The sequence below is a fragment of the Bacillus sp. AFS098217 genome, from assembly GCF_002551815.1.
In the GTDB taxonomy this organism is placed as follows: domain Bacteria; phylum Bacillota; class Bacilli; order Bacillales; family Bacillaceae_G; genus Bacillus_A.
The window spans coordinates 1-12,691 of the sequence record NZ_NVPR01000092.1 but is presented as its reverse complement, the minus strand read 5'-3'; the positions used below and the strand labels follow the sequence as shown (position 1 = coordinate 12,691).

The 12,691-nt window shown below is 33.9% G+C and carries 16 protein-coding genes; 6 read left to right on the top strand and 10 right to left on the bottom strand.

What is annotated here, in order from left to right; translation table 11 throughout:
* Positions 1-752 precede the first annotated feature (752 nt).
* Genes COO03_RS22075 through COO03_RS22055 form a run of 5 tightly spaced genes read right to left on the bottom strand, consistent with a single transcriptional unit; the run spans position 753 to position 1,576 of the window.
* The gene (locus COO03_RS22075) at positions 753-893 is read right to left on the bottom strand and encodes a YrzI family small protein (protein WP_097899198.1); all 141 of its coding nucleotides are present in this window, start codon (positions 891-893) and stop codon (positions 753-755) included.
* 27 nt (positions 894-920) lie between these two features.
* The gene (locus COO03_RS22070) at positions 921-1,061 is read right to left on the bottom strand and encodes a YrzI family small protein (protein ID WP_097899197.1); all 141 of its coding nucleotides are present in this window, start codon (positions 1,059-1,061) and stop codon (positions 921-923) included.
* Between the two features lie 29 nt (positions 1,062-1,090).
* Positions 1,091-1,234 (bottom strand): YrzI family small protein, encoded by a 144-nt coding sequence (locus COO03_RS22065; protein WP_097899196.1) that lies wholly within the window; start codon positions 1,232-1,234, stop codon positions 1,091-1,093.
* Between the two features lie 30 nt (positions 1,235-1,264).
* Entirely contained in the window at positions 1,265-1,408 is a 144-nt protein-coding gene (locus COO03_RS22060) for a YrzI family small protein (RefSeq protein WP_097899195.1), read from the bottom strand.
* Between the two features lie 27 nt (positions 1,409-1,435).
* Positions 1,436-1,576, bottom strand: a complete 141-nt coding sequence (locus COO03_RS22055) for a YrzI family small protein (protein ID WP_097899194.1) — start codon at positions 1,574-1,576, stop codon at positions 1,436-1,438.
* A gap of 484 nt (positions 1,577-2,060) precedes the next feature.
* On the opposite strand from COO03_RS22055, the gene COO03_RS22050 reads away from it, so the two are divergent.
* From COO03_RS22050 to helD, 5 genes are all read left to right on the top strand, one after another.
* Entirely contained in the window at positions 2,061-2,420 is a 360-nt protein-coding gene (locus tag COO03_RS22050) for a GntR family transcriptional regulator (protein WP_097899193.1), read from the top strand.
* A gap of 145 nt (positions 2,421-2,565) precedes the next feature.
* A complete protein-coding gene (locus COO03_RS22045) occupies positions 2,566-3,678 on the top strand; it encodes an RNA-guided endonuclease InsQ/TnpB family protein (RefSeq protein WP_097899192.1) in 1,113 nt (370 codons plus the stop codon).
* A 199-nt stretch (positions 3,679-3,877) separates the two neighbouring features.
* Positions 3,878-4,156 carry a DUF4052 family protein gene (locus COO03_RS22040; RefSeq protein ID WP_097899191.1) on the top strand — a complete coding sequence of 93 codons (279 nt, stop codon included), beginning with the start codon at positions 3,878-3,880 and terminating at the stop codon, positions 4,154-4,156.
* 52 nt (positions 4,157-4,208) lie between these two features.
* Entirely contained in the window at positions 4,209-4,676 is a 468-nt protein-coding gene (locus COO03_RS22035; protein WP_097899190.1) for a CcdC family protein, read from the top strand.
* 259 nt (positions 4,677-4,935) lie between these two features.
* Positions 4,936-7,296, top strand: coding sequence for an RNA polymerase recycling motor HelD (gene helD / locus COO03_RS22030; protein ID WP_097899189.1), 2,361 nt, complete (start codon positions 4,936-4,938; stop codon positions 7,294-7,296).
* A 412-nt stretch (positions 7,297-7,708) separates the two neighbouring features.
* On the opposite strand, the gene COO03_RS22020 is transcribed toward helD, so the two are convergent.
* The 4 genes from COO03_RS22020 to COO03_RS22005 all read right to left on the bottom strand — a co-directional run bounded on the left by COO03_RS22020 (position 7,709) and on the right by COO03_RS22005 (position 11,031).
* Entirely contained in the window at positions 7,709-8,200 is a 492-nt protein-coding gene (locus tag COO03_RS22020) for a hypothetical protein (protein ID WP_097899188.1), read from the bottom strand.
* Positions 8,201-8,484: 284 nt separating this feature from the next.
* Positions 8,485-9,306, bottom strand: coding sequence for a type II pantothenate kinase (gene coaW, locus COO03_RS22015; protein ID WP_097899187.1), 822 nt, complete (start codon positions 9,304-9,306; stop codon positions 8,485-8,487).
* Between the two features lie 55 nt (positions 9,307-9,361).
* Positions 9,362-9,760, bottom strand: a complete 399-nt coding sequence (locus COO03_RS22010; RefSeq protein ID WP_097899186.1) for a 3-hydroxyacyl-ACP dehydratase FabZ family protein — start codon at positions 9,758-9,760, stop codon at positions 9,362-9,364.
* Between the two features lie 71 nt (positions 9,761-9,831).
* Positions 9,832-11,031, bottom strand: a complete 1,200-nt coding sequence (locus tag COO03_RS22005; RefSeq protein WP_097899185.1) for an LL-diaminopimelate aminotransferase — start codon at positions 11,029-11,031, stop codon at positions 9,832-9,834.
* 278 nt (positions 11,032-11,309) lie between these two features.
* On the opposite strand from COO03_RS22005, the gene COO03_RS22000 reads away from it, so the two are divergent.
* The gene (locus tag COO03_RS22000) at positions 11,310-11,897 is read left to right on the top strand and encodes a hypothetical protein (protein WP_097899184.1); all 588 of its coding nucleotides are present in this window, start codon (positions 11,310-11,312) and stop codon (positions 11,895-11,897) included.
* Positions 11,898-12,289: 392 nt separating this feature from the next.
* On the opposite strand, the gene COO03_RS21995 is transcribed toward COO03_RS22000, so the two are convergent.
* Positions 12,290-12,469 (bottom strand): flagellin, encoded by a 180-nt coding sequence (locus tag COO03_RS21995; protein WP_097899183.1) that lies wholly within the window; start codon positions 12,467-12,469, stop codon positions 12,290-12,292.
* Between the last annotated feature and the right edge of the window lie 222 nt (positions 12,470-12,691).

Here is a 12,691-nt window from a genome sequence, read left to right as displayed (position 1 = left end):
TACAACTACAAGAATACGATTAAAGCGGTGAATTTTGCATCAAACAATTTAGAAAGAAAAAACGTTCCCTGTATGAAGCGACCGCAAGGAAAGGAAGAAAAACAAAGAATACACGTGCAAAACGAAACAGGAAAAATACACCACATATAGATGGAATCTATTTAGGTGATAAAGTAAAGATATTTGGACAAGTAGGATTTGTGACAGGATTTACAGGGAAAATGGTATACGTACAAAATATACATGGACAATATATACAAAATCCTTCTAAATCTTATAAGCAAGTGAAGATGTCAGATATGGAACATATACACCATTCGAACAATTGGAAATTCTTACAAATCAGTTAGGAGATGCCTAACCGAAATTCATCCCCACCTTACCGCTGGGCTTTTGCCCTTTGCGTGCTTGAAGATGGGGACTTCTTTCAGAAATATGTAAAAAACTTTTTTAGATATAGCGGATGAAGGGCTATTTTTCTTATTTCTATCATTTTTTAGTGTTTTTCACTCATTGAAAATTCAATTTTCCGACACTCTGAAAAGGGTGATACATTATGTATCACCCTTTTCTATGGATTTTTACGAATTTGGTATTTTTATTGTGTAATTTCTACATACTTTTTTGTGGTAAATAGTACTTTAAGACATCCTAGAGACTAGGTGGAATCCCTCTCAATAATCCAAATCATTTCTTTGCAGCGCGTTATTAACATCTCAATCCTCTCCTCTCGTTATATTTAAGTTTTGTAATTATAGATGAGTATAGTAGGTGCTTCTACGATCTCGGATATCATCCATAATCTGTTTATATTGCTGTTCTTGCAAAACTTCAGCTTCAGATAAATGTTTTTTCTGAATCGTAATCGTTAAAAAGAAAATATGAAACTTCATAAATAAATTCCTCCTTTCGTAAAGGAATTATAGGTGACTACAATAAGGGATTTGACGTGCTTTTACTTCATCCATAGCCTTTTGAATTTGTTGTTCATGTAATACTTCTTGCTTGGAAAATTTACTTTTTTGAATTGTAATCGTTAAAAAGAATACTCGGAATTTCATAAGAAGATTGCTCCTTTTATATATAATTTTTAGTACATATGGTTGTAATAAGAGACTTGATGCTCTTTCACTTCATCCATAATTTTCTGGATCTGCTGTTCTTGTAAAATTTCAGCTTCAGTAAGTTTATTTTTTTGAATTGTAATCGTTAAAAAGAATACTCGAAACTTCATAAGAAGATTCCTCCTTTTATTAATTATTTTTTAACACATTTGATTGTAATAAGAACTTCTGTGATTTGCTATTTCATCCATAGCTTGTTTTAATTGTTGTTCACGAAAAATTTCAGCCTCAGATAAAGTCTTTTTCTGAAGAGTAATCGTAAAAAAGAAAATGTGAAAAGTCATAAATGAATTCCTCCTTTCATAAAGGAATTACAGATAATTACAATAAGGGATTTGACGCTCCTTTACTTCATCCATAGCCTTTTGAATTTGTTGCTGGTGCTGAATCTCACTTTCAGAAAATGGATTTCTCTGAATGGTAATACTTAAAAACAATACGCGAAAAGTCATTGAATGTTGCTCCTTTCTTTAATAAATAATGTAAGAGACTAAAAAATCGCACAAAAAAGCCACAGGAAGATATAGTTTTCCTGTGACAGGGCATGAAAAAGCCACAGGAAAGTATACGACCTCCTGTGGCGAATTTGTTAGTTAAAGAAAATACTAAGCGATTTTCAATTCTCCATTAGGTTGGTCGAACTTATATTAAATTGTAAAACAGATGCAGCATTTAATTGTAATTTCATCATTTCATTCGACCTCCTTTTAGAATTTTTTTCTTATGTTAGTAAGTATATACAATTAATGGATAATTGTAAACATAAAAAGTGAAAATTTTTAATTTTGATGAAAATGTGTATATTTTGAATGTGAGTTTAACGTATGATACTTCTTTTTTTGAAAGAACTTATGGGAAAATATTGAATGGAAATAGATTCTTGTGGTATGGTTAATTGCATAAGTAATGAACCTATGAACCTAAGGTGGTGAAAGGATGAAATCAACACTTGAACAAAATAAGTTAATATACATACAAATTGCAGAAACCATCGAGGCGGATATTTTAAAGGGGATACTGCTTGAAGAAGAACAGGTTCCATCAACAAATCAATTTGCAAAAATGCTACAAATCAATCCAGCGACAGCAGCGAAAGGGGTAAATCTACTGGTCGATGAAGGTATTTTATATAAAAAGCGAGGGATCGGGATGTTTGTTGCAAAGGGAGCAAAGGAAGTTGTATTAAAGAAGCGGCAAAGTGCTTTTATGACTGAATTCCTACCTAAAGTTTGGGAGGAGGCAAAGGTACTTGAAATTTCTAAAGAAGAGCTGATGAACATGATTCAACGCTTTTAGGAAAGGATTTACTTCCTCAAGGAACGTGAAAGTGCAATAGAACCATTGAGTAGGTGGGGGGGAATGGCCTTTTGTATGTTTTAATATTCGTTATTTTCAGTAAATAATAATGTAGTATATATACTGAAAATAAGGAGGTGGAAAAATGGAACTTATTATTACTGCAAAAATAAAAATATTACCAACCAATGAACAAGCGTTGTTGCTACAAGACACTTTACATGCCAATCGAAAAGCATTAAATTATGCATCACAAATAGCCTATAAACACAATTTGTTATCTAAGTTTAAGTCGTTACAACAACTGGTATATACAGACTTACGAAAACAATTTGGTCTGAAATCTCAAATGGCTTGTAATGTGTGTACCGTTGTTGCAGGAAGTTATGCTGCCGTAAAAGAACAAAATGAAAACACACTTGTAGAATATAAACGTCCTAAACTGCAATATTCATATGGACGTGATTACTCTTTTACAAAAGATGGATTAGTTAGCGTCGGTACGTTACAGGGGCGTATTAAAATTCCGTTCGTCACAAAAGGGTTAGAGCACTATTTTAATGGTTCTTGGGAATTCGGCACAGCTACACTTGTATATAAAAAAGGGAAATTCTTTTTGCATTTTGCAGTAAAGAAAATATTTGAAGCTACTTTCACCATTAAAAATATTGTGGGTGTTGATTTTGGTATGCGTTTTTTAGCTACAGCTATTGACAGTAACGACAATCACCTATTTAAAAGCGGGGCATCCATAAAAGAAACAAAAGCAAGATATGTCCGTTTACGAAAAGGATTGCAAGCCCGTGGTACAAAATCAGCAAAACGAAAACTCCAAAAAGTAAGTGGAAAAGAAAACCGTTTCATGACAAATACAAATCATGTATTGTCGAAGGCACTTATCCAATTTGCAGGAGAACACTCGTTAATTACGATTGAAGACTTAACAGGGATTAATCTAACAACTACTGTTCGTAAACGTGACAGATACTATCGTCTATCATGGGCGTTTCACCAACTACGCCAAATGCTTGAGTATAAAGGGATTATGAACAATATAAAAGTAATTGCATTTGACCCTGCGTATACAAGCCAAAAATGTCCGAAGTGTGGAAATACGAACAAAAAGAATCGTAATCAGAAGGCACATACATTTTGTTGCACAACATGCCAATACCAATCGAATGACGATAGAATCGGAGCAATGAATCTAAGGCAAATGGGAATGGAGTACCATCACAAAATGACACGAGAAGCATGACTTCTTTTGTTGGGTAGCTGTCAGCCTACCTATAGTAACCTACGCTTGAGGTTAGAGGTCGCTAGACCATTTGTATAACGTGTAGTAGAGTTACAAGCCCCTACTTCAAAATTCGTTAAAATTTAAGTGGGGGGTAGTTGACATGATTACAAAGGAGGGAGAAGAATAAGGATTGCGGTTGAAACAGGGGGTTAATTGTGTGCAATTCTTACTTTATGTGACGATATCTAGTCTTTTCCAAGTAATAATTATTTTTCAGCAAAGATTTAGTTGGATTGGATTTGGAATTGGTGCAACGCTTTTTTTAAACTTAATAAGCGGATTTTATGGAAGAGGAATAAAGGAATTAATATTTACAAAAAGTGGAGTTTTGATGAATATATCGTCTTTTATAACAATTTCGATTGGATTAACAGTGTTTTATTTTATAGTTAGCGGTATATTCATTCGGAAAATTTCTCTAGAACAAACAGTATAAAAAACGATATAGATAGTAATAGATAAATATTTTAGGAAAGAAGGAAAAACGTATGGGAGATACATCTTCGTTAATAACTATGTTTTTATGTATTGCATTATTGATTTTGTGGAGGCGCTATCGATCTATGCATAAACCGATAAGAGGGAACGGAAAGCGAATTCTATTACCACTCCTTTTCTTATCACCAGGAATTTTAATGTTTTTTGGTCCTACACATCCGGCGATGCTATACATTAGTTTTGCCATATTATTTGGATTTCTTTTTGCGATTCCACTTATCATACTTACAAACTATGAGAGAAGAGAAGATGGGAATATTTATGCGAAGAAAAGTGTTGCTTTTCTTATTACCTTTATTGGAATTGTAATTCTAAGGTATGGTTCTAGACAATACATTATCGATTTAGATCAGCAAACAATAGGGTTATTGTTTTATGTTGTTGCAATTTCTTATATTGTACCGTGGAGAATTGCTTGTTACGTGAAGTTTAGAAAAGTAGTTCGTACAGATTCATAGAATTGATGTTTTTGGTTTCGTGGAAGGGAGAATGCGTACTATTATAAAAAGGAGATACAAATTTGTATCTCCTTTTTATTGATTTTTCATATATATGTGTTAAAATGAAAAAACGCTCATTGTTTGTTTTTCTAAAAAACTAAATAATTATCCAATTTAATTATAACAAATGAATTGCTTGTTTGTCAAACTTTTAGTTGATTTTTTTATCGCATCAAATAGTGAGCGTCAGAATGATTAGTTGATAAGGAGTGGCGATATGGAGAAAATAGGGCAAGAGTGGAAGCAGGAACAACATCGTGTGAAAGAAGTTGTCGGTAAAATTGAAAAACATATGGATACATTAAAGCAATATGCAAGTGCATCAATGAAAGATGTTGTCCAGATTCGAAAACATTTTTGGGACGATGTAACAGTAAATGTTGATAATGCGAAAGAAGCTGTAGAAACGGCAGCGAGTATCAAGCAACAGGCAGAGTTATTATCTGAACGAGAACAAAATCATCGCCATGCATATAATCAATTAAAAGGATTAAAAAGATTACAGCAGTCACCATACTTTGGAAGAATAGATTTTATAGAAGATGGTGAAAGCAGCGGAGAATCTATATATCTTGGAATTCATTCATTTTATGATGAAAGTACAGAGCAATTTCTTGTATATGACTGGCGAGCGCCAATATCAAGTTTGTATTATGACTATTCTCTAGGAAGAGCAAAGTACGTAGCACCTAATGAGACGATTTCAGGAGAAATGACTTTAAAACGCCAATATGTGATTCGGAATGGTCAAATTATTAGTATGTTTGATACAGGCGTAACAATTGGTGATAAATTGCTACAAGAAGTATTAGGAAATAATGCGAATACACAAATGAAAAGTATTGTATCAACTATACAAAAGGAACAAAATCAAATCATTCGGAATGAAACAAGTCGTTTGCTTGTCGTACAAGGGGCAGCGGGAAGTGGAAAAACATCAGCAGCACTTCAACGCGTTGCATATTTATTATATCGTTACCGGGATACATTACACGCCGAGCAAATCGTGCTCTTTTCTCCAAACTCGATGTTCAATAGCTATGTTTCCACCGTACTACCAGAACTTGGAGAAGACAATATGAAGCAAACGACATTCCAAGAATACTTAGAGAATCATATTGAGAAAAAATTTGAATTAGAAGACCCGTTTACACAAATGGAATATGTATTGACAGGAACGAAAGAAAGAAATTATGAAACGCGATTAGATGGAATTAAATATAAAGCAAGTTCTGATTTTATTGAGGTAGTAGATCAGTATGTAGCCTATTTAAAACAAGAAGGTATGTTATTTAAAGATATAAAGTTTAGAGGAGAAATCATAATCTCTAAAGAACAAATAAAAGAACGTTTTTATGAATTTGATGCATCAATAAGAATTCCAAACCGAATAAAATTAATTTCTGAATGGTTATTAAAAGAGTTAAAACAACAAGAAAAAATAGAGAGAAAAGCATTGTGGGTGGAAGAAGAAATACAGCTGTTAGATAAAGAAACATATGCAAAAGTTTACCGTAAGTTACAGCAAAAACAAGAATATTCCGAAGGTACATTCGATGACTTTGAGCGGGAACAAAATATGCTGGCCGCTATTGTTGTAAAAGAACATTTTAAGCCACTCCGAAGACGTGTGAAAAAGTTACAATTTATTCATACACCAGCATTGTATATCCAGTTATTTAAAGATCCGCAGTTTGCTAAGCAACTTGTAGAAGAAAACAAATTACCGCAAAGATGGAATGAAATTTGTAAAGAAACAATAGAAAAGATACAACGTTTTTATATGTCATATGAAGATGCCACGCCTTATTTATATATGAAAGATCAGCTGGAAGAGCTGCAAAGGAATACATCTGTGCAACATATATTTATTGATGAAGCACAGGATTATTCTGCATTTCAATATGCGTTTTTAAAACGAATATTTCCTCATACAAAAATGACAATACTAGGTGATTTTAATCAGACGATTTATGAGCATGCGTCAGAAAATGAATTTTCACAATTAAGTGCGCTGTACGGGGAAGAACTGAGTGAAAAAATTATCCTTACACGGAGCTACCGATCTACAAAACAAATTATTGAATTCACAAAGCAATTAATTACAGATGGTGAAGAGATTGAACCGTTTCAACGTGAAGGCAAACAGCCAACTATACAGGAAGTGGAAGAAGGAGAAGCACATCATAAAAAGATTGTGGAGCAAATCGAAAGGTTGCAGCAAAATGGGCATAAAACAATTGCAGTGATTTGTAAAACAGCAGAAGAAAGCGAAGCGGCTTATCATGTTTTACAGAAATCATTACAAGTTCGTCTTATTAAAAAAGAAACAAGTTCGTTTGATACGGGTATTCTAATTATCCCGTCGTATTTATCGAAAGGGGTAGAGTTTGATGCAGTTATCATCTATGATGCATCGAAGAGAAAATATAGTAGAGAAAGTGAACGTAAATTATTTTATACCGCGTGTACACGTGCGATGCATGAGTTATATATTTATTCTGTAGGGGAGATGAATGCATTCTTACAGTCAGTTTCCAGAGATACGTATATGTTAGAAAATGAAAAGATTCAATAAAAAACTGGCTACTCTGTAAAATGAAATTAGTCATTGCAGAGTAATCTCCTACAGGTAATATGCCATTAAAACTTTATTCTATATATGCTTCTCCACAACATTCATTTGGTAAGGTTCATGTAACTAAAGTGCATTCATTGGCTATGGAATAAGACTTGGGTGATTAATTAATTTCTTCTTTTACTAACGGGTGCGTTTCTACAATAAGTGGAGACGCATTTTTCTTATTGTGCTAACGGGGCAGGTTAATTGAAAAAGCTTTTTATAATAGTAGTTGAATCTTTTCTTTCAAAAGCCTAAATAACGAACATACTTCATATGAAGTTTCTAGACCCCAGCACAAAGTAAAAAACTCGCCAAAACGGACGAGTTTTTTGTGTTAGAGCAATACAGACATTTTCTATAATAACCTTTAACACCAAACTATGATTCTATAGGGTGTCGTTTGGGCAGGGATACTTTTTGTGGTAGCTCCATAGATAACAATTAGATTTCGGTTCGTAAGGTTTCCTGAGTAGGGTTGCCCATTTGTTAATACTATTTGGGTATATGGAGATATATTTAATTGTAATCGTCCATCACTACTTTTCAGTTGACTATCAAAATAATCTACTTTGACATTTTGATACGGGCTATCTTTTACCATTATAAGTGCTCGGTATTGTGGTGGATATATAAGAGGAACAGGTGCATTCCTATCATAGTATCCAGTCACTTTATCTCCTATTGCCACCACTACATGGTCTACAAAGTAAGTTGTGGGTGAAACGACGAAATTTACTATAGTCCCCAATCCGTTTTCTACAGACATTAATTTATAGCAGCCTTCTCCTTCGGCATTTTGCCCTACAATAAAATCACTAATCATGGTAACGGTCCCATGGAAAGAATTAAAACTTATCATTTTCATACCTCCATTGATTTAAGGCAGGCGGCGTACCAATATTCCCCAAAAAACAGTAAGTAATTACTTTGTGTACAATATGTAGGTCAAAACCTATATGACTGTGTGGATGCCCATAAAGGTTAGGAAAATGTGATATATAGTGAGAGTAAGGACTTAATTGTTCTATAAAACCAGGCAAGAGCTAACAATTTTGTAAGCTCTACAGAGGGATTACTAAGAAATAACTATTTTATAAGAAAAGAGAAAGGAAGCTTAGCTCCCCTTCTCTTTTAATAATAAATTTACTTTGTTGTACGCAATAAAGCTCCAATAGCCCCGCTAAAACCGTGATCTTGCAAGAAGATAGGTTTTTTATTTTGGTGCACGGTATAACTCCCTATAATTTCTTGCAGATGTGAATTGTTTGATAGGGTAGATCCAATATAAACGATATGATCAATACTTTTTGCTTCTGCAAATTGAAGGCTTAACGCAGTGACTACTTCGCCAACAAGACCTTGAAGAGTGGCGAGTAAATCGGATTTGTTATAATTAGATTCACTGATAGCTGCTTTTCCGAAATTACTGGCTGTTAAGTTACTATCAATAGGGGATAGAATACCGTTATAAATATCTCCAACTGTTATATCGAGATTCTGCCTAGAACCTAGTTTCGTGTGTTGCATTACTTCTTCAAAACAGTCTATATTCGTTAATAATTTCGATAATCCCATTATTGTGCCTCCGCCAATACCGGTGCCACCAGCACGAATGTAATTTTGGTTATGGACATAATGAATGGAAGTCCCTGTACCGATATTTGTTAAAACAAAGTCATTTATGGCATGCTTTTCTTTTTCAATGAGATAATGAACGCCTGTAAGTGTAGCCTCGAATTCGGCAAGGGATTCTGTTTTATATTTTTCATAAAGTAATGTGTATAACCGCTCGGCTTTACCGCCAGTTATACACAATCTGTTTATAAAATTATTTTGACTTAACCACTCTTTGATTTTGTTTTGTTCATAGGAGTAAAATTTTTCGAAATGTAATTCATTACTTTCGTTAAAGTAAGCAATTTTTGTTAATGTTCCTCCCGCATCAATACCGACAGCACTCTCCATCTTTGTACTCCTTATCATTGTATAGTTATCACAATGAACCGCTATCGTTCAATCTTTATTTCGTAATATAAACTAATAGCTTTTCAACTGTAACAATTGCTTTACCGTTTACAGAAGCAATTCCTTTGCCGAGAATAAATCCTCGTTTATTCCGTAGAACTTCATAATGTAAATCCAGCTTATCACCAGGTGAAGCAGTTCCATTAAATTCTACACCGTCTAATGAAGAGAGAAATCCTAATCCATTAGACTCGTTTGTCCCGACGAATGCTCCAAGCTGTGCAAGTGCTTCTACAATTAGCATGTGAGGCATACTGCTTTGATTCTCAGTTATAAACCACTCATTACTTGTTATTAATTTATATCCTTTCACAGATTTTCCATCTTCAATTTCTGTAATGTTATCAATCATTAAAAAAGGATAGCGATGTGGCAGTGTATCGTTAATATTCATATAAACCTCCAGTTTTAATCTCTAAATAAAAAATAATAACCCCCTGCTACAAGTAAACAGGGGATTGGTAATTAATTTTTGACTAAATCATTAGTGTTTTCAAGAGAGAAAATGCCGCTATGTTTAATGTTTTCAACAGCTTGTTGTAACATCTTCTTATCTTGGACAAGTGCGATACGGACAAATCCTTCGCCATGTGGTCCGAATGCATGACCAGGAGTTACAACAACATTTGCACGATCCATTAGTGCATAGGCAAATTCTAATGAAGTCCACCCTTTTGGTATTTCAGCCCAGATGAACATACTACCAGCAGGCTTTTCAACATGCCAACCGAAAGAGGCAAAGCCGTCAACTAAAGTATCCCTGCGTTCTTGATAGATGCTGCGGTTTTTCTCGCAATATTCAGCACCTTGGCGCAAGGCAACTGATGCTGCTTTTTGAATTGGCAAGAACACACCGTAATCTGTGTTCGATTTAAATTGTGCAAGTGCACCTACAATTTCTTCGTTTCCAATCAGATAACCAATGCGGCTGCCAGCTAAGCTATAACTCTTGGATAGGGAGTTAATCTCCACGCCAACTTCTTTCGCACCAGGTACAGATAAAAAGCTAATTGGTTTCTTGCCATCATAATAAAATTCAGCATATGCGAAATCATGTACAACAATGATATGATGTTGTTTTGCAAAGGCGATAACTTCTTTAAAGAAATCTTCATGTGCCATTGCTGGAACTGGATTTCCAGGGAAGTTTAATATCATCATTTTTGCTTGTTTCGCAATTTCTTCAGGAATGTCTTGTAAATTAGGTAGAAAGTCATTTTCTTTCTTTAAAGGCATGAAGTAAGATTTTGCACCAGCCATTTGAATACCTGTTTCATAGGCTGTATAGCCAGGGTCAGGAACTAAAATAAGATCTCCTGGATTTGCAAAAACCATAGGTAAGTGAACAAGTCCGTCTTGCGAACCCATTAATAGTAATACTTCACGGTCTGGATCTAGTATCACATTGTGACTATTATAATAATATTCAGTTACTGCTTCGTGAAAATCTTGAATACCTTTTAGTGTATAACCGTAATTTTCTTTTCCACTTGCTGTATGTACCATAGTTTCTCTTACAAAATCAGCAGGAGGCATATCTGGATTACCGATACTTAAATCAATCATTTGGTGACCTGCTGCAATTTTTTCTTTTTTATAGGCTGCTAATTCACTAAATATAGAAGATTGAAATGCTTTCATTCTAGTTGCTAACGTGTAAGTCATTAAAACCCCTCCTAAAAGCTGCGTTTTCATCTTTATAGTTTTTATTCTTTTATTATTCTGAAAACACATAAATACATTTTATCACTTTTTTAGGAAAATTGAAATGATTGACATATATTAAACGTTTTAGAGTCATAGTCTATATTGCGTGTTTGATAATAAAAATTTAATCTTTTGAATTTAGGTAAAACCTTGTGTTTATAAGGCTGAAAAATAACGTTTATAGATTAGAAAATAAATTGAAATAAATTTACAATGTGCATGGGAGGTGTTGGCTTATGATACAACAGTTTTTCAAAAAAATATTTGAGCAGTTTTTACAAGAACAGGAAGAGGAAATAATAGAAAAACTTTGTTTTTGGGTCGTGTATTATTACATAGCAGTTCCTAAATTCATTGTGAATGCTAGTGGTTTTTTGGTACATATAAATCAGGCACACGAAGATTATACGTATGATACAATTGAAGATTTTTTACGGGAGTATAGTGGAGAAGCGAGGGGAGGATTCTATTTAGAAGTGAGAGTTCACTATATTAAATTTGAAGAAATGATTAGGGAGAAGTGCTGTGAAATGATTTATGCGCATTACTTCCCGCGATTTGTTTCTTGCCGTTCATTACTATGTAAAGAGTTATTAAGAGAAATGGGAGTAAGTAAAATAGAAATGGAATTAGGAAGTTATGAAACATTAATTTTTAATCATTGTGTAGAAACAAAGAATTGGATCCATGTTTATAAAGAAAACGTGTTAAAGAAATTATTTGTATTGTCACTTCCGCTAATTGTACAAGCTTATCGTGAAAATGTACGTGAATATATGAAGCAGGAAGAAGGTCAGAAGTATATTCAGCTTTTAGGATGTTGAATAAAGAGGCCATGCAATTTCTTTAGAAAATAGTATGGAATGAATGTTAAAAGAAATTAGAGCTCATAACATAAAAAAGAAACGTATCGAAACTATGTTTGTCTCAAGGAGGATATCGGTAGGGTGCTACTGAAAAGAATATGTAATTATATTTAGTGAGGTCTTAAAAACTACATTTTAAGTGGTTTGAGGCGAGTATGTCTAAATCCGTGCAATGCAATATATTTGGGTGTTCCTTTTTCACATAGGTCTTTTAAAAAGAATAAGATCGAAACGTATTATAACGAGGAATGAGTATAAAAATACACAAAAACCCCGAATCATGGACTTTTTTAAGTGTCCACAATTCAGGGTACAGTTCAATTTGTGACTGAACTTTTTTATAAAAATCTTTATTTGTCTTCAAGGGGTTTCAGAACGCTAGATGAAAGCTGATTAGTTGGAGCTAATACAGATTCTTCACTTGCCAGTCGAAGCGATTGTAGTTTTAGAATCACACCTGCCTCTGTAGCAATTTCGTCCTCTTTTGCTCGACGGCTTGATTTAGATACATTTTCATTCGCTTTCTCCATTTTACATTCCTCCTTATTACATGTAGGTATACAGGCAAAATAATTATTAAAATTTACGGAAGCGTTTTTAGTATTGCACTGATTATGCATAAAATGTATTGAAAAATCTTTTAGTAATAAATGCTGTTGTAACAATAGTATGGAATAGATGTCAACTCCCCCCCACTTAAACGTTAACACGTTTTGAAGTGGGGGCCTGTAAAAAGCCCTGGTTGTCTAGCC